We start from the raw sequence: 23058 nt of genomic DNA on the forward strand, positions 1-23058 counted from the left end.
ACGCACCGGCTGCGCTAACCGCCAATCCGGTGCAGATGCAACCAGGTCAGCAAATCACTGGCGCCGATATTGCGCGTCTGGGCATCGCTATGAAGCAACCGCACCCGAAGACCGGTCGCAGGGGTTGCATCAATCCGTGCCACACCGCTAAGACGCAGGCTATGTTCCGCCCCGCTGCCGATTGCTGTGATGTCGCGTGATCTGAGGTGATAATTCCAGCTTGTCCCGTCAAACCGTTCGACAAACAGGCTGGTCATCACCGCCTCATTCGTGATCGGGAAACAGACACCGATATCGATCTGATAAAATCCCGGCGCAAGCCCGGTGATCGCATGGTTGCTGCTGTCATAAAGGCTGTGGCTGTCTTCGACCACCTGATCCCATTCAATCAGGAACGATCCCCCTGCCGGAATGCCTTGCGCATTGGTGCGCAGCAGCTTGACCAAAGGCCCGCTTTCACGCACCGGACAGGCAAACCACCGGGCGCTATTCCCGCCAGTACCGCCAGCACCTCCCGTGCCCCCGCCATCACAGACCAGATCAACCATATCGCCCCGGATTGGCAGCGGATAAAGGATGTTTTCCGCCCCGCCATGGACCGGCGCAATCACATCGCCACTGGCCGCCGAAATATCAACCATGGTGCCATCGCCATTAAACACCCGATACCGCACACCATTACGCGCAAGTGACGCATCCGGAAGGCTAAGGCGTGCGCCATTTGACAACCTGACAAGTGATCCGGTTTCACGAATATCCATGATCCGGCTGGTCGATGCATCAATCACCGGCATGCGGCGTTCATCTTCCCACACCAGGGCATTGGCAGTACGGAAATCAAGATCAAGTACCGCACCGGCGTCACTTTGCACAAATGATTTTAGCGCGGTTTGCGACCGCGCATCGGCGGCTTCTGCCCGGTTGGCGGCATCCTGTGCAAGGCTTGCGTGACTTGCCGCCTTGGCGATTTCCACCCCGTCCGGCCCGTTGGCCAAACCATCACCAGCCGGATTCCAGATCAGGACCCTGCCCGCTTCGATCCTTGGAAGTTTCGCCGATGCCTGATCACGATCTGCCGCATCAAGACGCAGCGTAGCTGCCAATGCGCCGTCAAGATCACCGATCGCCGCCGTGATAAAATCAAGATCACGGTCAATCGCATCACCGCGCGGTACTGACATCGCGTCATAGTCACTCAACCGGCGTAACCGCAACATCCGGGCAATGACGATCAAGCTGCCGTCTGCCGGGGGCGTTTCAAATGTCACCACGCCACCCGCCACCGCATCCCCGCGCGCCAGTGCGACGTGAAAGCCGGTATCAAGGGTGACACCATCAAGGGTGATCTTGATATCGCTGTCGTCAAACACCGCAAAATCAAAGCCAAAGCTGACACGCGCGCCATCACCGACAAAGGCGCGTGATGCACTGGTCTGATTGGTAAAAACCGTTCCCATTGCCTTATCCCCCGAACCCGTCACGCCGCGCAAACCAGGCGCTTAGCCGTGCGGCCGTGTCATCCTGTGCCGTGCGCAAAAGCGACTTTTCCCGCCAGCTGGCACTGGCATTGATCTGGTTGCGCTTGCGGGTGGCCTCGGCACGATCCGTTGCCTGATCATCAAGGGCGGCTTTTTCATATCCGGCCAGAACCGCACTGGCCGAACCGGTGCCACCGGCCATCAAACCCGATGCCCCCTGTTTGGCGCGCAAGCTTGCCTGACGGCGGCGCAGGGTCTCTTCGCGCTCGGTGTCCTGTTGCTTTTGTCTGGCGTCGATATCGGCCAGTTCGGCCTTGCGGGCTTCGTCAAGCTCGGCAATCCGGCTTTGTGCGCTGGCCTGACTTGCCTGAATTTTCTGTCCGGTCTGCAAGGCCGATGCGGCCAACGGCACGATTGATGTAAATCCGCCCATCAGTCATTCACCCCCATTTCCGATGCACATCCCAGCAATAAAAAAGGCCGGGGAAAATCCCCGGCAATCCGCCATAAACCCGCCGAAATCGTACCGCCACTGCCGCGCCGCCAGCCAAGGCTTCGCAAGGTGATATCGCCACTATAAAGCCCGTCTGCATCATCACCTGTGACCGGAAGGGCAATATCGCGCATGCCGCGCCCGGTATCGACGCGAAGCTGCCCGCTTTTTTGCAATCGCAAGGTCAGGGATACCAGCCGCACGGCATTGCCGCCATGCGGGCGACTGCCATCCGATGCCGCCGGTGGCAGGGCAAAGATTTCATGAGTAAACGGCAAACCGACGGCGATTTGCGATACCGCACCAGTCTCAAGCGGCAGGGTCACGGTCCCGCCCGCCACCGCCAAATCCGTGATCACAATGCCATCAGCCAGACCATTAACCACCAGACCGGCAACCACCAGACCATCAAGTGCCTCAAGCCTGCCCCAGTGACGGCGCGCTTCCTCGCCCGCGCCAAGGGATTGCGACACCTGCAAGTCAAAGCCGCAATCCTCGTCAAACAGGCCAAGATAATAGCGCTCGCCACGGCGCAGACTGACATAGACATCCCCGCCCGACACCGCGACCGATGTAAAATCACAATCCTTTACATTCTGTGCCGACCAGGCGGTGATTGCTTCAGACCGATACAGGGTCAGGGTGGCAAGCGATCCGTCACGCATTACCACATGCAAAAGCCGCCGGTCGGCGTCAAAGGCCTGATCGACCGGGCGATTGACCAGATGGCGCGACAATAATGCCAGATCGGCCGATCCATAGGCCTGCTCGACATCGGTAAACAGGAATTCGCGAATTTCACGCCCGCTGCGCCCGGCAAAGATCGTCGCCCCGTCAATATTGACCAGTGGCACGGTACGGTCACTCTGACTGCCAATCCGGGTTTGGCGCGTGACCTGAATATTGGCGGGCGTTAACGGATCCCCCGTCACCATCCATTCCGATCCGCTGGTAAAAACCTGAAGATGGCGACCGGCAAAAACCCCCGTAATCGCATTGACCTGATCAGCCAAAAGGGCAAATTCAATCGCCTCGTCATCAAGGCCTTCGCCCAGCTCGAAATTAAACAAATCCCCTGATTGCGACATCCAGAGCCGGTTGGGCAAATCCCGTGATCCGCCAATCACCATGCGGTCCTGATGAAACGTCACACTGCGCGGCCAGCCGCGCACAGCCGAAAAGGCCTGCTCGGCAAAATCGGTTGTCGCACTGCTATCTGGCAAGGATGCCTTAAGCACCATGGTCGCCGTTCTTGGCCCCGACACAGCCGTCATTTCGCCTTCGATCCCGGCAATCCGCCACAGGGTCCCGACATGATTGGCAACAAACAGATCAAGATCGGCTGTGACCGTAATCGTCCCGCTGGTCCCTGATGGCGTCAGGGTCGCGGCCGGATCGGTGAATTTGTAATAGGGCTGGCTGGTCAGTTGACCGGTTGCCCGCCATGCCCATGATGTGACCTGCCATCCCCCGGTCGCAGTCCGGCTGATCCGTACCGGCGGCGCATCGGGATGCACGACCAGAAGCGTGTCCGCACTTTGCGTCCAGTTCAAAAGATCATGGTGCTCGACCCCGAACGGTGTTTCAAACCACAGGGTCGAAACACCGTTTTCAAACACGGTTGCCTTCATATCCCCAAAGGCCAGGATATAGGTCTGCTCGGTATTGAACTCGAACTGGATCAGGCGCACCGCCCCGTCCAACCCGTCAATCAGACGAATGCCCGGACGACGGCGCACGCCACCGGACGGCTCGATAAACACATTGCGCAGCCGTGCCGCCCCGTTGGCATAGGCATTCAGATCGGACCGCCCCCACAATTCCGGGGCCAGTTCCCCGGTCGAGAAGGTATTTTTCTCAAGAACCCTGCGGGCCATGAATGCCTCCTTGTTTGGATATCGCATCTGATGAGCTTACGGACCAAGATCCCCGCCTGCGCGGGGATGACGCTGGTGTTTCTGCTTCCCTGTCACCCGTCGCTCCCGCGCAGGCGGGAGCCCATTGAGCCGGAGGCTCCGCCTCTCAATTCCGGGCCGAGATAAGGGAAAAATCGTCAATCGCATGCGGTGTGGATTGCTGGGCATCGGCAAGGCGGGCGGCGCGAAACTGATCCTCGGACCGCTTGAACAGATATTCCGCCCGCGCACTGCTTTCGGTCAGCGGCAGACAGAATTCCGCTGCCAGTCGCGCAATCAGCGCCAGATCAAACCATGGCGGAAAACTGCCCTCGGCCAGACGTGCGACATAGGAAAGCCAGGCCGCATCCGCCGAACACAGCACCGCCCGGTCGCGCAGCTCGAACCGGGTGATCTTGCCGCCGTCATTTTCAAGCGACAGCAAGCGGATAAAATCGCGCGGCATGGCAAAAAGATGCGATCCATCACCGGGATCGCGCGCATCATCGGTATTTGCCAGTCGCGCCAGCCAGCACCCGCGCGCGGCAAATCGCCAGGGATAGCTTGCCAGCATGCCGTCGCGGATGGTCGGATAGAGAAGGCGGGCAATTTCGGCCTCGGCACTGTCTTCGTCAAAGGATGACACCGGGCTGGCCCCGATCATCACTTGCGCGCGCGCACAAAGCGCTATGTCACTGAGTGCCATGTGCTTTTCCTCCTCTCTATCCGGTTAATTTCAGTTGCCGTTCAGGTTGATTTATTGTCAAAATCAGGCCAACCGGTCGCCCAAGATGACCAAAGCCAACGGCCCGCAAGAATGGCCGCCTTTGCTGGAGCACGCATGTCCCGATCCCCGTTTGCAGTCCCGTTTGCAGGAATGATCCTTGCCGCCCTGATTGCTGCTATGCTGCCCGTGTCGGCTTCACGTGCGGATGAAACGCTTGATGCGGTCCGGCGCGATGCCTATGCCGGTGATGCCACATCCCAGCGCCTTTATGCGATCATGCTGTCTTATGACTATGCCGAGGATGACGGCGAGATCGACGAATACGAGGCCAAACAGATCATCCGCTGGTTCGAATGTGCGGCCCTTCAGGGCGATGACATCGCCATCGAACAATTGCAAAATGTGCCCTACAATTTCGATATCAGCGAAACCGGCGAATGCGAATTTACCGGGGCGGGTTACACCGCCGACGATCCGAAACCTGAGAGTTCGTCGACGGCCACGGCATCCGTTTGGGGCGGCCATACCGACATGTGGGCCGCAGCAATGGATGGCTATCCCGATGCCCAGTTCAAACTGGGCCGGAATTTCGAGCCGACCCTGTTTGATCCGGGCAATATGGAAGTGGCCGAAGCTTGGTATAATTGCGCAGCAAGGCAGGGCTATCAGGAAGCCATCGACTTTCTCGAAAATGATCCGCTTTTCAGGCTTTATCCCGCCTCACAGCCCTGTGCCTTTACCAACAAGATGCGCGATGAAAACGGCAATCTGACGCAGGTATTTTCCTCAAGGCCGATCCCGGCAACAGGGTCGTCGGCACCATCATCTGAAACGGCCCCGGGAACCACAACCGCCCAGCCTGCGGACACCGCCGACGTCCCCCAAACATCGTCATCGCAAACAGTTCCGGCTCCAACACCGACACCGACACCGACACCGACACCAACACCGGCGCCTCCGCCATCCGTCTCTCCGGACGATGCCAAGGCGGACGAACTCTATGGCGCGGCCTATGATGCCTTTTACGGAAACGGCCGCGCACAAAGCTATGAAGATGCTTTCAGGATCGGGCGCGAGGCCGCGGTACTGGGACATGCGGCCGCGTTCAATTTGCTGGGTGTGCTGTATCGTGATGGTCTGGGTGTTCCGCAGGATGCAACCGAGGCGGCCTATCATTTCCGCCATGCTGCCGAACTTGGTGAAGTGATTGCCATGGTCAATATCGCCGATTGCTATTTGCATGGCACCGGGGTCGAGGTCAACCTGACCCGGGCGATTGAATGGTATCAAAAGGCCGCCATTGGCGGCAATGCCGGGGCGCAATACAATCTGGCAGCGGTCTATCAGTCCGGGGGCGGCGATATCGCACCTGATCCGGTCCTTGCCCGCCACTGGATGGGGCTTGCCGCCGAAAATGGTGATCCGGATGCCCCCTATTATTACGGCCATTTTCTTGAATATGGCATTGGCGGTCCCGAAGAACCGGCAAAGGCCGTGCCCTGGTATCAAAAGGCCGTGGAAAACGGCAATATCGACGGCTATGCCGCCATGGGACGGATGTATTATTACGGCGAACATGTCCCGGGCGATCTTGAACGCGCATGGCTTTATCTTGCCATCGCCGAGGATGGTGGTCATCCCGATGCCCGCGAATGGCGCGAAACCATCGAACCGGAAGTTTCCTATGAACAGCGCAGCCGCGCCATTGTTGAACTCAGCAAATACCGCGCCCAAAAGGCCGAGGCCGTAAACAGCCAGAACTGAAACGGGGCCCGGAAAACCGGGCCCCGTCCAGATCAGATCAGACCTTGATGATGTAATTCACCACCAGGAATGGCTGCATATTGTTATGCGGCTGATCGCCGCCGGTTGGCGAAACGCCGTATTGAACTTGCGCAGAGGGGCTAACCCCAGCGTAGGTATACGCATTCATACCGTAATAGTTTTGGTGCATTGCGCCGTACTTGTGATCATGCGAAGGCATCTCATCAACGGTCAACTGATGGGCTTCAGCACCATCGACCGCACCAATGACACGATCTGTCAGGCCGTCGCCCTGACCGGCACCGACCGGAATACGACCGCGCAGATCCGGCAGTTTGAAACCACCGGCTGACTGGCCATCGCCATAGGTGGTGCCAATGGCTGCAAACAGATCGGCAAACTCGCTTGCGGGCACTTCCGCGCCATCACAAATCAGGAAGCCTTCCGGGGCCACCGAACCGGCAAAGGGCAGCACGGTCGCGACGGGCACCGAACCGGAGGAGCTACCACCACCAAACATGACCTGAAGCGCTTGCAAAAGCTGGGTATCGTCCATGCGATCCGGAACGATGTCTGCTGCCAGAACAACATTCAGGACTTCGCTTTCAACCGGGCTCAAACACTGCATTTGAATTCTCCAATTGCGGGGCAAAAAGAACCCCGGCAAGCGGTGCCTGCCGGGGGAAATATGTCTTATTTCAGAAAGACTTATTGAGCTGAAACACTGGGATAGAATCAGGGTTAGGGATGACCCGAAACCGTCATATCAAAGCCGATTACGCCACTACTTGTTCCGCCATTTGGTGATCGCATTGCAATCCCGGCAAGATGGTAGCCTTCGGTTAGAAGGCCGGCATAAGTTGGCGCAAGAGAAGCCTGCGGCTGAACTCCGCTGGCATAAGCTCCGATTGGTGATCCATCAATTGCCACCATAGCTGCCGATCCATTCGAGCAATCGGCATAACCAGCAGCACTCAAACTTACAGCATCATCAGCCCAGCACAGGAAGCCAATTGAGTTTGCTGTAGTGGTAACGATCTGGAAGGATGTTGACGAAACAGAAACAGCACCAGTGGAAGAGTTTTTGGCAATCGGCTGACGATTATACCAGCTTGCCACAAGTTCTGGAGCTGCAGGCCATGCATCGTTTTGCAGCACATATACCATGCCTACCAAGGTTCTGGTTTCATCGCCAAGTTTGATTTCGATACCTGTGACTTCGCTCTGCGTATGGCCGACTGATGACCATTCCAGCACCAATTCCCCATTGATTACCGCTGCATAGACGTAATACAGGTTGTTTGCTTGGGTTGATGTCGCAGCGATAGAAACCCCTTCCACTGGGATATCGCATAGCCCACCATTGATCACAATTTTACGACCACCAAAACGACGGAGTACCAACATACCGTTGAGCTCGACCAAACGGCATTGGCTTGTCGTGCATGATGCAGCAAAGTTTGCGATTGCGGCACAGAGGTTCATTTGTTCGTTAGTTGTCATTCGTCACTCTTATGTACTGGTCGATAACGAAAACCCCGGCAAGCGATGCCTGCCGGGGGAAAGATGTCTGGTTTCAGAAAGACTTACTGAGCTGAAACAGTGGGATAGAACGCCTTGATTGCATAAGTCATTGCGACGTTGCGCGGGCGAACTGCACCGGAATAACCCTGATCTCCCGAGACGCCCGGCAAGGCTGTGATGGATTGTCCCGGAGCACCTGCAAGTCCTCCATCCAAGTAGTTGCTTGAGTCATATGCCTCGTAACCGAGGGCACCCGCAACATCACCAGAGGTGAGAGTAGTGGTAACGCTCCAAACTGAGTCATTACCCGTATCAAAACCAGCAATGCTTGGCTTTTGCCAGGAGCCGAACACACGCCCCGCATCCACGCCGCGACCATCATCAAAGCCGCGAACAAACTCGCCGCGTAGATCAGGAAGGTTGAACGTCGAAACCTGATCACCATGGCCCCAAAGCGTGCCAATCGCAGCAAACAGATCAGCATATTCCGTGCGCGAGATGGCAGCGCCATCACAGACCAGCCAGCCTTCCGGGGCGGTCGGCATCGCAAATGCCGAAACCGAGCCGATTTCGCTGCCGATGATAACGGTGTTACCGCCACCGGAAATCAGGGTGTTGATCGCCTGAAGCAGCTGGGTTTTGTCATCGCAATCAGGCCAGATGCCAGCCCCCTGAATGACATTGAGGATTTCACATTCGACAGCAGTATTCCCCTGCATGGGCAGTCTCCTTGGTTGGGAAAAGAAAACCCCGGCAGCAGTGCTACCGGGGCCGAGGGTGAGGGAGGAAATAAAAGAGATGCGCGCTTAGTCGGTATTGGCCGTGCCAATTGCCGTCATGTCGCGGACATCAACGCCCGCAGCACCCGAGCTTGCGACCACGAAAAGGCCGCCAGACAGGGTGGCGTCGCGGTTGGTGTTGGCGATGATGAAATCACCGACGCGCAGCATGTCGCGCGCATCGGCAAAATAGCCCGATGTATCAACGTCGGCGGCGACATCCGGGGTGATGTAATGCCAAAGCGTAAAGCCGTTGGCATAGGCCAGAACACTGAGGTTTCTGGCTTTGAAACCTTCTGCCATCTATGGGCTCCTGTGGTTGTCTTTGTCAGAGATTTGAGCCTGCCGGTCGTCATCCCCGCCTGCGCGGGGATGACGATGGGTAAAACACGTGCGTGGAACGAACGTCATTCCCGCGCAGGCGGGAACCTCGAGCAGCGTGTTGAGCAAGACTTCGTCCTTATTCCTGCGCCTGCAAACAGGTCACCCCATCGCCGTCAATCAGGGCAGCGCCCTGTGACATCGAGTTGTTCACGAAATGCGCCGCATGATCGCCATGCCAGGTGATATCGGATTGAACGTCCGAGCCAATCGCGTGACCGATGGCGGTGCGGTGATACCAGAAACAGGACCGGATGCCCGCCGCCACCGGAAGCCCCGAATGGGGCATCCAGAGCGTTCCCAACCATCGTTTGGCCTGTGTGCCCTTCCAGGGCAGATCATCATCACCGATATAATCTGCATTGGAAAATTCGTTGATCTGCAACAGTTCCGACCATTGTTTCCAGCCGACAATCGCATAGCGCTGCCCGTCATCGGGAACATCGCGTTCGCCCAGTCCCTCGAACGCCATCATGACTTTTTCAAGCGTCATGCCCTCGGCATTATCGGGCACGATATCATCGCCCTGCACCAGTGCATTGATGATCAGCTCGTCGGTCTTGCGGCCCAGCGCATAGGCCCCGGCATTGGCCAGAACCATCTTTTCGTCATGGTTGATTTTAAGTTCATCAAGCGCATCAACCCAGTCCCCGGCATAGTAATCGCGCAGATCACACCGCACCGCTTCATGATCGACATTCATCACCGGTACCTTGCCGTGGCGCGCCTTGGTCATTGCCGTGCCCTTGCCGACTTTCTGGAAAACCGTGGTCGCGCCCTTGATCGAATTTTTCACCCGGACCGTGTTGCGCAATTTTGATCCCATGCGCTGATAGGCCTGATGCACATCGGCCTGAAAATGATCAATAAAGCTTTGATCAATGGTATCGCTCATCGCTATTCGCCCCCTTTGAAGAAATGAAATCCGGGCATCAAAAGCCCGTCACCAAAGCCATCGGCCCCTGGTGCCCGTTCCTGTGGCCCCCGTTACACGTATCTGTTGGAAAATGCGGTTGTCCTAATCGCCACGCAGGCGCGCAAAGCCCGCCTGCACCTCGGCAATCAGGGCCGGATCGCGATCACGCCAATAGCGCGGATCATTCATTTTGGCCCGGATATCGGCGCGCAAATCGCCACTGCCATCGGCATCATTCGTACGACCCAATGTGATCTCGCCTGCCTGCGTCATCAAACGATGGAGCGCCATCACCCCGTCCCTGGTCTGACAAAGTGTTTCAAAGGCCGCATCGGGCAGATTGGCCCGCCCCCATTGTTCGATCCGCGGTGCCAGGGCCTGCCATGCGTCCTTGCCACCAAATTCAGTCATCAGGGCCGCCCGGTCCGATGCCCGTTTGGCGGCCTGATCCATATCGGCCATCATCGGACCCAGAATTTCCCCGGCGAGATCATAAACAAGCTGGGCCTGCGCATTGTTAAATCCCGCTTCATGCAGGCGCTTGTTCAGATCGGGATCCATACCGCCAAGCGCATCATCAACCGAAATCGCATAGTCATCAGCACTGGCAGGCACATTGAGCATATCGGCGTTATTCCCGTCATGCTCATCACCCTGATTATCCGGCAAGCCCCCAGACAAAAGCCCCGCATCAGCGGGGCCCGGATCAGGAATTTCAGTTTCAATTTGTGGTTCGACACTACCGCCCGACAGGCTGTCATTTGGCGGTGTTTCATTATCCGCGATGATGTCAGTCATCTGTCTCCTCCACAGTGTTGTTTGATGTTGCAAGCCGCCTGATCAAAAGCACCAGTGCGCGTTGCCCTTCGCGCATCCAGATCGCCCCCGGACTTGCATCCGGGCCAAGGGCGCTGTGCAGAATATGGGCTTCAAGATCATCCAGAACCTGTTGCCCGGCGGGACTGTCAAAGCAGGCCTGCCAGTGATCCTTTTCCGCGCCCGGATTTGGAGACTCTTGCGGTTCGAACCAGTCCCAACCGTTTTCGGTGTTCATGCCAGTTCCTCCGCCGTGATGGTCGTCAAGGCCGGTTTCAAAAGATGGTCCGGCACCCCGAACTGATCGGCAAGCCAGCGCACCATGACCGGCAAGTCGACCTCGCCTATCGCATCGGGGCCAAGGGTTGAGATGCGTGAAAGCCAGTCAAGCGCCTGTCCGGCCTGTACCCGTCTTGGCAATTGCGCCAGCGGCGCGGAATGGCGCAAAACCACAACATCCCCGTCAATCGGAATGTCGGGAAGTTCCCCGGTCCGGCTCAGAATATGAAGCGCCCGGCGGATCAGCGGATAAAGCAATTCCGCCTGCAACCGGCCATAGGTCGCACCCAGCAACCGCGCATTTTCCGATGCACGTTCAAGCACCTCGGTCGCGGTCATGCCCGGTTGATCAACCTGCCCCAGCCGGTCGGCCAGAAGACAACGGCGAATACGGTCGCGCAGGTCAGACAACACAAGATCGGACACATCAAACCGGCCTGGCGCATCAAGCGGCTTGAGCCCGGCTGATCCCACCGCCTTGGGAATGATGCTGCCCGGTACAAGTCGAATGGTGGCCGGGTTCAGCACCCCGTCATCATCGGCCTGCCAGATGCCGGTCACCGCGATGGAGGCGTTTTTAAGCACCAGCTCGACCACCTTGTTCGCGGTTTTGATATCAGGCAGCGCCTTCATCACAGGCGACCTTCCATAAATCTCGCCCGGGGCCTTCATCCAGCGAAAGGCGATATAGGGCGACACATCAAACTGCCCGCGATAAATCAGATCATCCTGTGATGCCCCGCCTTCCTCGCGAAAGACGCAAATCTCATATCCCGATTGCCCGCTGGTGGCCGGTATAACCGCTTCGATCACGGCAAAGCGTTTCTGATGATCTTCCTCATCATTGCCTGCCCCGAATTCGGGCAGCTTCCCGGCACCGGGCCAGTTCGACATGATGTCATCACGGGTCAGCATCAGCTTGCGAAACACCGCGTCCATCTTGCCATCAGATCGTTCTTCAAAGGCCAGATCACGCAGCGGAACAGCACTAAATCGAAAGGCCGACGGGTTTTGCAGACCGGCCTTTTCAAGACGCAGGCATGCGGTGCCAGCCGTGACCAGATCAAGAAAGGCCTGATGCATCTCGACTGCAAAGTTCGACCGGTCAAAATGCCCCTGAAGAATGCGCACCGCACGGCCAAGCTGTTCTGTCAGAACCTCGCGATCATCGGACGCAACATTGCCGCCCGGTTCAAGATCAAACCAGCCACCCGCAGGCGGGGTAATTTCGGCCATCAGACTTGCGGCAAGCTGTTCGACCGCATCAGGTGCGGTTGCGTCAAACACCCGGTCAAGGCGCTTGCCCCCGCTGGTTTGCCGGGCGGCACCATTGCGTTGAGGCAGGGCAAATTCATAACATTCCTGCCAATGGGCCAGCCAGTTGCGCCGACGGCCCACCGCCTTTTGATAGCGGCTGCGCAGCTGGGCAATACTGGTGTTGGTGTTATTGTCCCTGGCGCTGGCGCTGGGCTTTTGCGGCTCCTGTCCGGCGGCACCATGGGTCATCTGTTTTGCCGGTTTTGCCATGCCTATTCCCCCAAAAGGTTTTTGCCACCGCCAAGCCCGGTGATGCGGTCATTCAGCAAGCCGCGAAAGCTTGTGGTGATCAGGCTGGACCGGCCATAACGCCGACGTTCAAGGGCTCCCTTGCGGGCATTGCCGGTTGCGGTTTCCGTGCCGGTTGGCGTCTCCGCAGCCGCATCGTTGGTGGTGGTTGCGGTCGTAACCGGATTGCTGACCATGACCGGCTTTGGCGTTGAAAACAGGCTTCCCATCGCGGTCTCCGGGTTGTGAAGTTTGGTGATGGTTGCGGAAGAGCACGTTGCACGAGCCCCCCGCCTTCGCGGGGATGACGGTGCCCAAAACAGCTACAAGGAACGAACGTCATTCCCGCGAAGACGGGAAACGCGATCCACAAGCTCAAGGCCAAACGCAAAAACGCCCGCAAGGGTCGGAACCCTGCGGGCGCAATTATCGCGTTGATTTGCCTCTTATAGCATCACAAAAAGAACAAATCAAGAACATTTTTCAGAAAATAAACATGGCCGTTTTCAGTCGTCCGGTCCCTGCCCGTTTGGCTTTGCGCGTACATATGACGATAAAGCTGCCAGGGGGTGATGATCCAAAAGGCCGAAATACCCAGCAATCGTTTAACCAGTTCGACACAGCTCATCGGGCCAAACCGGGCCTTGCGCGTGACCATGTGCGGGTAATGGGCCCAGATGCAATGATGGCCGATTGACCGGTAATAGGCCGCCGGATCAAAGATCGGCGAATAGGCCCAGCTTTCACAGCGCACCCGGTGGCTTTGCGGATCAAGGCAAATCCATTCCCCGGCCCGCAATCCCGACACCAGCACAAAGCAATGGCGAAATCCGGGTTTAAGAAACCGCAATAACCGCTTTTCCGGGGCATCGGCAAAGACCACCAGAACCGATACCTCGCGCGCCGATGTCGACTGGCTGATCCATTGATCAAGCGACGTATCGTTGCTGGCATCCGCGTTCGGGATGGCATGATAACTGCCGTCGTTACCTACCCTGCCCGGCGCGACAGAACACAGATTTTCAAAACTCAGATTCCGCATGGCGACAAATCCCCGCGCAGTTTGATCATGACCTCGTCATGGTGGAAATCCTCATCTCGGCGGCGCGTGACAATCCCGCGTGTGATCAGGACATTTTCAAGCGCCTCCATGGCCTGCCGCCACAGGCTGTCCTTACCTTTTTCACGCGGATCACGGGGATCGGGTTCGCGTTCCACCAGCCCGAAATATTCAAGAACCTGCAAATGCCGGTCGGTCAACGTGCCGGCCTGTTTCAGCCGCATCACCGCGTTATAGACATCATCGGGATCGCACGGGCGCACCACCTCGCCCGCATCGGCGATCACGCGTGCGCCCTCGATCCGCGCGGTCTGACATCGCACGAACCAGAACCATGCCTGACGCGCACTGGCAAAGGGCGTAATTTCACGCTCTGACAGGGGTTTTGGAAAAAGTCGTTGTTCGGTCACGTCGCCCTCCTGCTGGCTGGATTCTCATCGCAACGCCGACCATGCAATCCCCTGGGATGGGGCACCAACCAGCCATTTCACCCGCCAAAAAGCCAAGCTGAACCCATCGCACGCACATAGGTGCGCATCGTTACGATGATGCTGGTTTGTGATTTCCCCAAAGACGGCCATGCCGCCCAATTCCGGCAACGGTGCCACAGCCGTTGCATATTTCAGGCCACCCCGCCGCCTATGAGCAGATGGAGAAAACCCTATTTCTGGATGCAGTTCCGGTGTTGCTTTGCAAGTTATAATCCCCTTTTGTTCTCATTGTAAAGGATTAATTTCCTATCCTCGATAAATTGCACCCTCGCAGGAAACTGCGCATCCTCGCGAAACCCGTTCAAATATGAGAGTATCCCTTATGCACTCAGTAGATATTTGGGGGAATATAATGAGGCGTTTAGCGATCTTTACTTTCCTAGTGCTGGCCAGCTGCACAGGGCAGATCATGAAAGGCTACATTGGACAGTCGATCCAGGAGCCAATTCTTGACTATGGGCCCCCAATAAACGTGATCGAACTTGGAGACGACCGACGCGCATACCAATGGAACATAACCACAGGCGGCATGGTTCCTATTTCCGGTCCCACGACGACGACATTGGTACCGTATTCAGATTCTTGCGTACATACACTAACCGCTACCAAGTCAGGCGATGACTACATAGTTGATGGCCACAGACAGACTCACGCCTTCTGCGAATAAGCTGACTAAACTGCGCTTTTAGGCCAAGCTCCGATGACGGCACACTGAAACCGAAAGGAGCTAAAGGCGTGGGAGCTATCAAAGATGCACCATTTGGGATTGGGATTTTCGCAATGAAACGCCTTGTCACTACCGTTGCTTTTCTGTGCTTTTCGGCGAGTCCGCTTGCGGCCGAAACATTCCGGGCCGATGTCTGGGCGGATAACTGGTTTGAAATGCGCATCAATGGCGTTCAGGTCGCAGAGGACAGTGTTCCCATCACGACCGAGCGATCCTTTAATGCCGAAAGCTTTGCGTTTGAGGCCGAACGCCCCTTTGTGATCGGTTTGGTCGCCAAGGATTTCAAACAGGATGATACAGGGCTGGAGTATATCGGCACACGGCGTCAGCAAATGGGTGATGGCGGCGTGATTGTCCAGATCAGGGACCGTGTAGGCAAGACCGTCGCGGCAAGCAATGCGGATTGGCAATGCCGGGTCATTCACACCGCCCCGCTTGATAAATCCTGTGCCCGCGAACGCAACCCGGTTGCGGGTATTGGCCCCTGCGGTTTCACAATCACACCCGAACCGGCAGGTTGGGATCAGGCCGGTTTTGATGCGTCTTCCTGGCCGCAAGCCGTTGAGTATTCCGAGCGCGCCGTGCGTCCCAAGGACGGTTACGACAGGATAAGATGGGATGCAAATGCACGGCTGATCTGGGGACCGGACCTTGAACAAAGCAACACCATCCTATGTCGCCTTACCGTTCAATGATCCGGGCATGAAAGCTGTGATGTCCTGGCAGGGTGGTCCGCCGCACAGTGCAGTTATGAAGGGCTGGTTTACCCACGCACCATGCAGAGTTACGGCAAATTCTCTTTGACCACCACTTCCATGGTCAGTTTGGCCAGGTCCTTGTCGACCTGACCACCGGCGCGCAGATTTTCAAAGATGCGCAGCACATTATGCGCGATCACGCCGGGGCTTTGGGTGATGACGACATCCATGATGTCTTCAAGCAGGAAACGACGGGTATCGGGTGTCAGGCCATGGCCGATAAAGATGATGTCGCGTCCACGACCGCTTTCGCGCAAGGCGCGCGCCACCCCGTCCGATGCCCCGCCGACGTTATAGATGCCAATCAGATCGGGATATTCTTCGAGCAGTGATTTGGTGTGCAGATAGTTTTCGCTGCGATCATCATGACCTTCGCGGGCTGCAACCACGCGCAGTTCGGGAAATTCTTCTTCCATCAGGCTCAGGAAGCCCATTTCGCGTTCTTCATGGGCGCGATAGGTGCGGCTGGCCGCAATCATTGCCACCCGCCCGCTGCGACTGCCCTTGAACCGGCCCAGCAAATATCCCGCCGTCCGGCCAACCGCACGGTTATCAAGCCCGACATAGGCGGCATGGGGCACACCGGAAATATCGGACACCACCGTAATCATATGCTTTCCGGCATTCTGAAGTTCGGACACGGTTTCACGCACCAGCGGATGATCAATCGCCATAAAGGCAATGCCATCGGCCTTTTCGCCATGCTGACGAAGCGCCTCGGACAGAAGTTGCGGATTGAAACTGTCGATGAAAAAGCACCGCGCGCGGATGTTATAGCCCGTGATGGCCTCGGCCGCAGTTTTGATGCGATCACCAAGCAACTGCAAATACGGGTTGGTGCCCGATGGCAACAGGAACACGACCCGCATCGGTTTGGGCCGAAACGCTTCGGCCATATCGGTTTCGGGCAGATAGCCAAGCTCGCTTGCCGCTTGCAAAACCCGCTTTGCCGTGCGTTCACGCACGCCCGGACGTTTGTTCAAAACGCGGTCAACCGTTGCCGGTGAAACCCCGGAAAGCTCGGCGATATCCTTGATGATGGGGCCGGTCGTTTTAGGCATCTGATCCTCAAAAAACATCAAAACACATCATTTTATGATGTTTGATGAGGCAAAATGTTTCACGTATTCTGCGTCCATTCAAGGGAAAAGATATAACAATCCCGACCGGAAAACAGATAAGGTACGAACATATCTTTCAAAGGTGCGTTCTGCCGTCAAAACGCTCATAAACCATCATGGGAGGAAACCATGGCTATGCATAAAAAGTTTCGCCAGCTCGCGACCACCTTTGCAGCGGCAGCTTCGTTTGCCGTGATCGCACACGGCGCGCAGGCACAGGAATATGAACTGAATTACGGCCACATGAACTCGCCGACCAGCGTTGTTGGCATGCAGGCAGACTGGCTGGCCGAAGAAGTCGCCAAGAACACCAATGGCGCGGTCAAGATCGATGTTTACCCGTCCTCCCAGCTTGGCAAGATTCAGGAACTGGCCGAAGGCGTTTCGATGGGTTCCATCGCGCTTTCGCACAATACCGCTGGTGCGCTGAGCTCGCTTTACGAAGATTTCGGTGTGCTCGACACCCCGTATCTGTATCGCGACTATGATCACCTGATGAAGGTTGTCGACATCAATTCCCCGATCATGGCCGAACTTAATCAGGGTCTGATCGACAATACCGGCATGCGCGTCCTGTATGCGTTCTATTTCGGCACCCGTCAGCTGACCGCCAATATGGCCGTCAAGACGCCTGCTGATCTGGCTGGTGTCAAAATCCGCGCCATTCCGTCCCCGGTTTATCTGACCGCGGTCGAGGGCCTTGGTGCTGCCCCGGTTCCGGTTGACTGGTCGGAAGTCCCGACCGCCCTTGCAACCGGTATCGTTCAGGGCCAGGAAAACCCGGTAAACGTTGCAGTTGACCACAAGCTCTTTGATGTTCAGTCGCACATGATGCTGACCGGTCATATTTCGGCCGCAGAAATCGTCGTGATCAACGAAGACCTGTGGCAGAGCTTCCCGCAGGACATCAAGGACGGCCTCACCAAGGCGGCTGAAACAGTTCGTCAGAAAGCCTCCCAGATGATCCTTGATAAGGAAGCAGGCGATCTTCAGAAGCTTAAGGATGCCGGCATGACCATCATTGGTCCGGATGACGGTCTTGATGTTGCGGCCTTCCGCGCCGGTGTCGAGAAACTCGTCCACGAGCGCTTTGACGACAAATACGGCAAGTATTTCGAACAGATCGCTGCTGTAAAATAAAACGATCAGGGCGGCATCAGGGAACCTTGTGTTCAGGGATGTCGCCCGCCCCTTTTATCCCGCTTTTATTCAGGTATCGTCATGCCGTACAGGAACTCCCCGATCTACAGGGGACTGGACCGCATCTGCCGCTTCATGACCGCATTATCCATGCTGATGCTGGGTTTGATGGCTGTGCTGGTGGTTGGTCAGGTGATCTTGCGCAACTTCTTTGATCTTGGCCTGCCCTGGGCCGATGAATTGTCGCGCATTTCCAATATCGCCCTGGTGTTCTTTGCCGTTCCGGCCTTGATGCTGCACAACCGTCATATCGCAATTGATCTGCTTTATAGCGCCCTGCGGCCTTGCGGAAAGGCGATCCTGCGATTTTCCAATTATGTGCTGATCAGCGCATTTGCAGGCATCTTCCTGTTTGGTCTTTACAAGTTTCTGATCCGTGCGGGCAAATTCACCACCCCGTCGCTCAGCCTTTCGAATTATGCAGTTTATGCGCCGGTTCTGATCGCGATTGTGCTTTTGCTGATTGTTGCACTCTATCGCCTGATCACCGGCACCGAACCTGCTTCTGACTTTGACACCGAAGAAGACGAAAACCCGATTGCCAAGGCCATCGCCGAGGAAATGTCGGAACAGGTATCGTCTGGGGATTCCCGCAAATGATGAGTGCAACCCTTCTTATCCTGTTTCTCGCACTCATGATCATTCGGGTGCCGATTGCGGTCTGTCTGGGCCTGTCATCGGCTGTGGTGATGATCCTGTTTAACCTGCCGATGGCGGTTCTGGCGCAGCGCACGGTCAATGCGCTTGATTCAACCCCGCTTCTGGCTGTGCCGCTTTTCATCTTTGCCGCCAATCTTCTCAGCCTGTCGGGTGTGACCAACCATCTGTTTGAACTGGTCCGCATGATGGTTGGCTGGATCCGGGGTGGGACCGCACAGGTCAGCGTTCTGGTCAGCCTGATTTTCTCGGGCGTGTCGGGCGCGGCCCTTGCCGATATCGGGGCCCTTGGTGCCGTTCAGATCAAGATGATGCGCAAACAGGGGTATTCTTCCGAGTTTGCATCGGGCATCACCATGGCTGCGGCCACCATCGGTCCGATCTTCCCGCCAAGCATTCCCTTGATCATCTTTGCGTCGGTCTCGAACGTCTCAGCGGTCAAGCTTCTGATTGCAGGCATCGTTCCGGCCATCCTGATCACCATCCTTTTGATGGCACAGGTTGCCGTGATGGCGCGCATCTATAAATTGCCGCGTGACGAGGTGAAATTCAGCCTTGCGGCCTTTGCCCGCAAATTCGTCGTCTCGCTTCCTGCCCTTGCCGCCCCGGTTCTTCTGATCGGCGGTCTGATTTCGGGGTATTTCGGGCCGACCGAAGTGGCCGGTGTCACGGTTGCCTATGCGCTTTTGATCGGCAAGTTCATCTATGGGCAGCTTGATCTCAAACGTGTTCTGATTGCCGCACGCGACAGTGTCGATGCCACGGGCAATGTCCTGTTCATCGTTGCCACCGCCGCCCTGTTTGCCTGGGTCCTGACCATGGATCGCCTGCCGGCAACGGCCAGCGAGTTCCTTCTGGGGCTTTCAAGCGATCCGCTGGTGCTGCTTCTGATCGTCAATGTGCTGTTGCTGGTGGTCGGCATGTTCCTTGAATCCATTGCCGCCATCCTGATCATCGCACCGATCATTACCCCTGCCATGACGGCAGCCGGTGTTGATCCGCTGCAACTTGGCATCGTGTTCGTTCTCAATCTGATGATCGGACTTCTGACCCCGCCGGTCGGCATGAGCCTTTATATGGTCAGCATCATCGCCAAGATGCCGCTGCACCGCGTGATCCGGGGCGCCTTGCCCTTCCTGTTACCGCTGTTTTTGTCGCTGCTCGCAGTGACCTGCATACCGGCAATCTCTGTCTGGTTGCCCAACCTTCTGGATTAAGTGAGGAAACATGAGCAGATTTCTTGGTGAAATTCGCCAGCTCGGTTATGTCGTGCCCGATATCGAAGAGGCCATGGAATACTGGTCCACGACCATGGGTGTCGGCCCCTGGTACTATAACCCGCGCGTGCCGATCGAGGATTACCGTTATGACGGCAAGGCCTATGACGTCCACAACTCGGTCGCACTTGCCAATTCCGGTTACGTTCAGGTCGAACTGATCCAGACCCGCAATGACGCGCCGTCCATGTATCGCGACTTCACCCAGGCCGGGAATGTCGGCCTGCAGCATGTCGCCTACTGGACCGAGAAGTTTGATGATGATCTTGCCCTGATGGAAAGCAAGGGCTTCAACGTCAAAATGAGCGGCAAGGTCGGTGACAATGGTCGCTTTGTCTATTTTGACCGCGAAATGCATCCGGGCACCGTGATCGAACTTTCCGAAGTTGTCGGCCCGAAAGGCCGTCTGTTCAAGTCGATCTATGAAGCCTCGATTGACTGGGACGGTTCTGATCCGATCCGTCCTTTCCCGTCGCTTTCGGAAATCTGAGCCATGGACCTGATCGAAGCCCGCTATCTTATCGAAACGCCGATGGATCCTGCAAAGATCGCCGCCATCATGGCTGGCGAACAAAGCAGCGGAACATTCGTGCGCGTAGCAGGTGAAACCGACGAGCTGCGCGAACGCTGTTCGGCGCGCGTGCTTGAAGTCCGCGAACTGACCCCGGTCAATCACCCCAGCCTGCATAGTGCCTATCTGACTGAGCGCGGCATCACCGGCCCCTATCGCCGGGCCGAGATCCGCATCGGTTTTCCGACTGGCAATATTGGCAAAAACCTTGCGACACTGGCCGCAACGGTTTCGGGCAATCTTTATGATCTGGGCGAAATCACCGGGCTTAAGCTGATTGATGTCACAGTGCCCAAGGCCTATCGCGATCTTTATGATTATCCGGTGGCCGGAACCAAGGGCACGCGTGATCGCATGAATGTCCACGGTCGCCCGTTCTTTGGCACGATCATCAAGCCGAATGTCGGCCTGCGCAGCGAAGATATCGCCCGTCTGGTCGGGCAGCTTTGCGAAGCCGGTGTCGATTTCATCAAGGATGATGAAGTCTGCGCCAATCCGGCATCCGCCCCGCTTGCCGAACGCATCCCGGCCGTGATGGATCAGGTCCGTCGTTATCGGGATCGCACCGGGCGCGATGTGATGATTGCCTTTAACATCACCGATGAAACCGATGCCATGCGTCGCCATGCCGACCTGATTGAAAAAGAAGGCGGATCATGCGCGATGGTCAGCATGAACTGGACGGGTCTTTCAGCCCTTCAGACCTTGCGCAAATCGACCGGCCTTGTTTTGCACGGGCATCGCAACGGCTTTGGCGCGCTGTCGCGTCATCCGATGATCGGCATGGCCTATCCGGCCTATCAGACGCTGTATCGTCTGGCGGGTATGGATCACATGCATGTCCATGGCATGGGCGGTAAATTCTGTGATGAAGACAGCGAAGTCGAAGCATCGGCCCAGCTGTGTGGCAAGCCGCTTGCCGCTGGCAATGGCGATGAAGATCGCGTTCTTCCGGTCTTTTCGTCGGGCCAGTGGGCTGGCACGGTTCCGGCCACCTGCAAGGCGGTCGGATCGGCTGATTTCATGTTTCTGGCCGGGGGTGGCATCCTTGCCCATCCGTCGGGACCTGCGGCGGGCATCACCAGTCTGCGTCAGGCATGGGAAGCCTGCGAAGCCGGTGTCAGCCTTGAACAACATGCCAAAACCAACCCTGCCCTGTCAGAAGCCCTGGCATTTTATGGGGCACGAGGCTGACAATGACCAAACTCGTTTTTTGTGCTGATGACTTCACCGGGGCGTCCGATACGCTGGCCACGCTGGCCCGGGCAGGACTTTCTGCACGCCTGTATCTGACTGCTCCGGATATGTCGGAACACAAAGACGACATTGGTCACGGGTCACCGGGTTCAGACCCTGGCAGCCTCGATGCCTTTGGTGTTGCAACGTCGCTTCGTGCTATGGGGGTCGAAGACGGCGTTGCCACCATCGGCAAACTTGCCGATCAACTGGCATCAGACCAGTGCGGCATCTATCATTTCAAAATCTGCTCGACCTTCGACAGCGCACCGGAAACCGGCAATATTGCCGCCGTTGCGGATCGTTATGCGCAGTCCGTTGGTGCAAAATGGAAAGCCATCATCGGCGGACAGCCATCACTGCGCCGGTTCTGTTTCCTTGGCAATCTTTTTGCCGGTGTCGGCGCGGGACAAATCCACCGCATTGACCGCCATCCGGTGATGGCAAATCACCCGGTCACCCCGATGAGCGAGGCCGACCTTCGTCGCCATCTGGCAACACAGGGCTGGTCCAATGTCGGGTTGATTGATTTCACCATGATCCGGCAAGGGCGCACCGCCCTGATTGCCGAAATCAAACGCCGGATCGCCACTGGCGAAACCGAAACCCTGTTTGATGTGTCCGATGAAAACGATCTTCTGACGATTGGCGAAGCCCTTCATGAGATCGCCAGATCCGCCCCGATCCTGTGCATTGGCGCAAGCAGCGTCGCACAAGCCCTGTTTCCGTCATTCCCGCCCCTGCCGCAAAATGCTGCCAAGGCATCGCGGCGCGCAGGGCCGGTCTTTGCCTTTGCCGGAAGCAGATCACCCCTGACCGCCGAACAGGTGGCAAGCGCACAGAACTATGTCAAATACCGCGTGTCTCCATCTGATCTGCTTGATCCCGATGCCGTCAATCTGTTGAAAGACGAATGTCTTTCGGCCCTGAAAGACGGCAAGAACCTTCTGGTGTCGCTGTCTGATGACCGCAATCACACGATTGCCAGCCATGACCTTGCACAGGCCAGCGCGCGTTTCATCGCCGATATCAGCCGGTCGGTAGCCCTTGGTTTCCTTTTGATTGCCGGTGGCGATACGTCAAGCCTTGCAGTTCAGGCCCTTGGCATTGACAGCCTGTCCTATGTTGCCGATTTCGATGCCGGTGCGCCGGTCATTCGCGCCCATGCCCAAACACATGACAGCGCACAGAACAGCCTTGATGGCCTGCCGATGCTGCTTAAGGGCGGGCAGATGGGCAAAGTCACCCTGTTTGACAATATCGCCAATCTGGCCATCGCCAAGGCTTAGCCGGGCGGTCTGTTGCGGCCTGTAAAATCCCCGAGCGATAAGGAATAAATTCCTTCGACTGCGTCCCGCCCCCC

24 protein-coding genes are annotated in these 23058 nt (G+C 56.9%); 8 read left to right on the plus strand and 16 right to left on the minus strand.

Annotated elements, in window-relative coordinates; genetic code table 11:
• Nucleotides 1–14: 14 nt before the first annotated feature.
• The 4 genes from WA318_RS13170 to WA318_RS13185 form a co-directional block, all read right to left on the minus strand.
• Nucleotides 15–1457, minus strand: a complete 1443-nt coding sequence (locus tag WA318_RS13170) for a hypothetical protein (protein ID WP_336081757.1) — start codon at nucleotides 1455–1457, stop codon at nucleotides 15–17.
• 4 nt (nucleotides 1458–1461) lie between these two features.
• Nucleotides 1462–1911: a hypothetical protein gene (locus WA318_RS13175; protein ID WP_336081760.1), complete on the minus strand. Its 450-nt coding sequence runs from the start codon at nucleotides 1909–1911 to the stop codon at nucleotides 1462–1464.
• Nucleotides 1911–3848 (minus strand): hypothetical protein, encoded by a 1938-nt coding sequence (locus tag WA318_RS13180; RefSeq protein WP_336081763.1) that lies wholly within the window; start codon nucleotides 3846–3848, stop codon nucleotides 1911–1913. Before WA318_RS13180 ends, WA318_RS13175 begins: the two co-directional genes overlap by 1 nt.
• A gap of 145 nt (nucleotides 3849–3993) precedes the next feature.
• Nucleotides 3994–4572 carry a hypothetical protein gene (locus WA318_RS13185; RefSeq protein WP_336081765.1) on the minus strand — a complete coding sequence of 193 codons (579 nt, stop codon included), beginning with the start codon at nucleotides 4570–4572 and terminating at the stop codon, nucleotides 3994–3996.
• Nucleotides 4573–4707: 135 nt separating this feature from the next.
• Here WA318_RS13185 and WA318_RS13190 point away from each other — a divergent pair, with 135 nt between their 5' ends.
• The gene (locus WA318_RS13190; protein WP_336081767.1) at nucleotides 4708–6357 is read left to right on the plus strand and encodes a tetratricopeptide repeat protein; all 1650 of its coding nucleotides are present in this window, start codon (nucleotides 4708–4710) and stop codon (nucleotides 6355–6357) included.
• 37 nt (nucleotides 6358–6394) lie between these two features.
• Here the strand turns inward: WA318_RS13190 and WA318_RS13195 are convergent, their stop codons facing one another.
• The 11 genes from WA318_RS13195 to WA318_RS13245 all read right to left on the minus strand — a co-directional run bounded on the left by WA318_RS13195 (nucleotide 6395) and on the right by WA318_RS13245 (nucleotide 14067).
• Nucleotides 6395–6985, minus strand: a complete 591-nt coding sequence (locus WA318_RS13195; RefSeq protein WP_336081769.1) for a phage tail protein — start codon at nucleotides 6983–6985, stop codon at nucleotides 6395–6397.
• 113 nt (nucleotides 6986–7098) lie between these two features.
• Nucleotides 7099–7860, minus strand: a complete 762-nt coding sequence (locus WA318_RS13200) for a hypothetical protein (protein ID WP_336081771.1) — start codon at nucleotides 7858–7860, stop codon at nucleotides 7099–7101.
• An 83-nt stretch (nucleotides 7861–7943) separates the two neighbouring features.
• A complete protein-coding gene (locus WA318_RS13205) occupies nucleotides 7944–8600 on the minus strand; it encodes a phage tail protein (RefSeq protein WP_336081773.1) in 657 nt (218 codons plus the stop codon).
• Between the two features lie 87 nt (nucleotides 8601–8687).
• Nucleotides 8688–8963, minus strand: a complete 276-nt coding sequence (locus tag WA318_RS13210; RefSeq protein ID WP_114098664.1) for a hypothetical protein — start codon at nucleotides 8961–8963, stop codon at nucleotides 8688–8690.
• 157 nt (nucleotides 8964–9120) lie between these two features.
• Nucleotides 9121–9936, minus strand: a complete 816-nt coding sequence (locus WA318_RS13215) for a phage capsid protein (protein ID WP_114098663.1) — start codon at nucleotides 9934–9936, stop codon at nucleotides 9121–9123.
• 123 nt (nucleotides 9937–10059) lie between these two features.
• Nucleotides 10060–10755 (minus strand): capsid assembly protein, encoded by a 696-nt coding sequence (locus tag WA318_RS13220; RefSeq protein ID WP_336081774.1) that lies wholly within the window; start codon nucleotides 10753–10755, stop codon nucleotides 10060–10062.
• A complete protein-coding gene (locus tag WA318_RS13225; protein WP_336081775.1) occupies nucleotides 10748–11011 on the minus strand; it encodes a Bbp19 family protein in 264 nt (87 codons plus the stop codon). Before WA318_RS13225 ends, WA318_RS13220 begins: the two co-directional genes overlap by 8 nt.
• Nucleotides 11008–12579: a portal protein gene (locus WA318_RS13230; protein WP_336081776.1), complete on the minus strand. Its 1572-nt coding sequence runs from the start codon at nucleotides 12577–12579 to the stop codon at nucleotides 11008–11010. The genes WA318_RS13225 and WA318_RS13230 overlap by 4 nt, the downstream gene beginning before the upstream one ends.
• Before the next feature lie 2 nt (nucleotides 12580–12581).
• Nucleotides 12582–12827, minus strand: a complete 246-nt coding sequence (locus WA318_RS13235) for a hypothetical protein (RefSeq protein ID WP_336081777.1) — start codon at nucleotides 12825–12827, stop codon at nucleotides 12582–12584.
• A 224-nt stretch (nucleotides 12828–13051) separates the two neighbouring features.
• Entirely contained in the window at nucleotides 13052–13639 is a 588-nt protein-coding gene (locus WA318_RS13240; protein WP_336081778.1) for a hypothetical protein, read from the minus strand.
• On the minus strand, nucleotides 13627–14067 hold the full coding sequence (locus tag WA318_RS13245; protein ID WP_114098658.1) for a hypothetical protein: 441 nt from the start codon (nucleotides 14065–14067) through the stop codon (nucleotides 13627–13629). Before WA318_RS13245 ends, WA318_RS13240 begins: the two co-directional genes overlap by 13 nt.
• Nucleotides 14068–14928: 861 nt before the next feature.
• On the opposite strand from WA318_RS13245, the gene WA318_RS13250 reads away from it, so the two are divergent.
• Entirely contained in the window at nucleotides 14929–15570 is a 642-nt protein-coding gene (locus tag WA318_RS13250) for a hypothetical protein (RefSeq protein ID WP_336081779.1), read from the plus strand.
• Between the two features lie 89 nt (nucleotides 15571–15659).
• Here WA318_RS13250 and WA318_RS13255 read toward each other — a convergent pair whose 3' ends face one another.
• A complete protein-coding gene (locus WA318_RS13255) occupies nucleotides 15660–16694 on the minus strand; it encodes a LacI family DNA-binding transcriptional regulator (RefSeq protein WP_336081781.1) in 1035 nt (344 codons plus the stop codon).
• A 189-nt stretch (nucleotides 16695–16883) separates the two neighbouring features.
• Here WA318_RS13255 and WA318_RS13260 point away from each other — a divergent pair, with 189 nt between their 5' ends.
• From WA318_RS13260 to WA318_RS13285, 6 genes are all read left to right on the plus strand, one after another.
• On the plus strand, nucleotides 16884–17894 hold the full coding sequence (locus WA318_RS13260; RefSeq protein ID WP_114098655.1) for a TRAP transporter substrate-binding protein: 1011 nt from the start codon (nucleotides 16884–16886) through the stop codon (nucleotides 17892–17894).
• 135 nt (nucleotides 17895–18029) lie between these two features.
• On the plus strand, nucleotides 18030–18554 hold the full coding sequence (locus WA318_RS13265; RefSeq protein ID WP_336081785.1) for a TRAP transporter small permease: 525 nt from the start codon (nucleotides 18030–18032) through the stop codon (nucleotides 18552–18554).
• Nucleotides 18551–19828, plus strand: coding sequence for a TRAP transporter large permease (locus WA318_RS13270; RefSeq protein WP_220150321.1), 1278 nt, complete (start codon nucleotides 18551–18553; stop codon nucleotides 19826–19828). Before WA318_RS13265 ends, WA318_RS13270 begins: the two co-directional genes overlap by 4 nt.
• A 10-nt stretch (nucleotides 19829–19838) precedes the next feature.
• A complete protein-coding gene (locus tag WA318_RS13275; RefSeq protein ID WP_336081788.1) occupies nucleotides 19839–20378 on the plus strand; it encodes a VOC family protein in 540 nt (179 codons plus the stop codon).
• Nucleotides 20379–20381: 3 nt separating this feature from the next.
• Complete coding sequence (locus WA318_RS13280) at nucleotides 20382–21653, plus strand: RuBisCO large subunit C-terminal-like domain-containing protein (protein WP_336081791.1); 1272 nt, start codon at nucleotides 20382–20384, stop codon at nucleotides 21651–21653.
• 2 nt (nucleotides 21654–21655) lie between these two features.
• Entirely contained in the window at nucleotides 21656–22984 is a 1329-nt protein-coding gene (locus WA318_RS13285; protein WP_336081793.1) for a four-carbon acid sugar kinase family protein, read from the plus strand.
• Nucleotides 22985–23058 lie beyond the last annotated feature (74 nt).

Source organism: Thalassospira sp. CH_XMU1448-2 (genome assembly GCF_037027285.1).
Lineage (GTDB): Bacteria > Pseudomonadota > Alphaproteobacteria > Rhodospirillales > Thalassospiraceae > Thalassospira > Thalassospira profundimaris_C.

Excerpts from the sequence above, each read along its gene's own strand:
- WA318_RS13190 (WP_336081767.1), top strand. The coding sequence starts at position 4,708 with ATGTCCCGATCCCCGTTTGCAGTCCCGTTTGCAGGAATGATCCTTGCC.
- WA318_RS13270 (WP_220150321.1), top strand. The coding sequence starts at position 18,551 with ATGATGAGTGCAACCCTTCTTATCCTGTTTCTCGCACTCATGATCATT.
- WA318_RS13255 (WP_336081781.1), bottom strand. The coding sequence starts at position 16,694 with ATGCCTAAAACGACCGGCCCCATCATCAAGGATATCGCCGAGCTTTCC.
- WA318_RS13210 (WP_114098664.1), bottom strand. The coding sequence starts at position 8,963 with ATGGCAGAAGGTTTCAAAGCCAGAAACCTCAGTGTTCTGGCCTATGCC.
- WA318_RS13195 (WP_336081769.1), bottom strand. The coding sequence starts at position 6,985 with ATGCAGTGTTTGAGCCCGGTTGAAAGCGAAGTCCTGAATGTTGTTCTG.
- WA318_RS13225 (WP_336081775.1), bottom strand. The coding sequence starts at position 11,011 with ATGAACACCGAAAACGGTTGGGACTGGTTCGAACCGCAAGAGTCTCCA.
- WA318_RS13200 (WP_336081771.1), bottom strand. The coding sequence starts at position 7,860 with ATGACAACTAACGAACAAATGAACCTCTGTGCCGCAATCGCAAACTTT.
- WA318_RS13240 (WP_336081778.1), bottom strand. The coding sequence starts at position 13,639 with ATGCGGAATCTGAGTTTTGAAAATCTGTGTTCTGTCGCGCCGGGCAGG.
- WA318_RS13185 (WP_336081765.1), bottom strand. The coding sequence starts at position 4,572 with ATGGCACTCAGTGACATAGCGCTTTGTGCGCGCGCGCAAGTGATGATC.
- WA318_RS13235 (WP_336081777.1), bottom strand. The coding sequence starts at position 12,827 with ATGGGAAGCCTGTTTTCAACGCCAAAGCCGGTCATGGTCAGCAATCCG.
- WA318_RS13275 (WP_336081788.1), top strand. The coding sequence starts at position 19,839 with ATGAGCAGATTTCTTGGTGAAATTCGCCAGCTCGGTTATGTCGTGCCC.
- WA318_RS13250 (WP_336081779.1), top strand. The coding sequence starts at position 14,929 with ATGAAACGCCTTGTCACTACCGTTGCTTTTCTGTGCTTTTCGGCGAGT.
- WA318_RS13215 (WP_114098663.1), bottom strand. The coding sequence starts at position 9,936 with ATGAGCGATACCATTGATCAAAGCTTTATTGATCATTTTCAGGCCGAT.
- WA318_RS13175 (WP_336081760.1), bottom strand. The coding sequence starts at position 1,911 with ATGGGCGGATTTACATCAATCGTGCCGTTGGCCGCATCGGCCTTGCAG.
- WA318_RS13285 (WP_336081793.1), top strand. The coding sequence starts at position 21,656 with ATGACCAAACTCGTTTTTTGTGCTGATGACTTCACCGGGGCGTCCGAT.
- WA318_RS13280 (WP_336081791.1), top strand. The coding sequence starts at position 20,382 with ATGGACCTGATCGAAGCCCGCTATCTTATCGAAACGCCGATGGATCCT.
- WA318_RS13220 (WP_336081774.1), bottom strand. The coding sequence starts at position 10,755 with ATGACTGACATCATCGCGGATAATGAAACACCGCCAAATGACAGCCTG.
- WA318_RS13230 (WP_336081776.1), bottom strand. The coding sequence starts at position 12,579 with ATGGCAAAACCGGCAAAACAGATGACCCATGGTGCCGCCGGACAGGAG.
- WA318_RS13170 (WP_336081757.1), bottom strand. The coding sequence starts at position 1,457 with ATGGGAACGGTTTTTACCAATCAGACCAGTGCATCACGCGCCTTTGTC.
- WA318_RS13205 (WP_336081773.1), bottom strand. The coding sequence starts at position 8,600 with ATGCAGGGGAATACTGCTGTCGAATGTGAAATCCTCAATGTCATTCAG.
- WA318_RS13260 (WP_114098655.1), top strand. The coding sequence starts at position 16,884 with ATGGCTATGCATAAAAAGTTTCGCCAGCTCGCGACCACCTTTGCAGCG.
- WA318_RS13180 (WP_336081763.1), bottom strand. The coding sequence starts at position 3,848 with ATGGCCCGCAGGGTTCTTGAGAAAAATACCTTCTCGACCGGGGAACTG.
- WA318_RS13265 (WP_336081785.1), top strand. The coding sequence starts at position 18,030 with ATGACCGCATTATCCATGCTGATGCTGGGTTTGATGGCTGTGCTGGTG.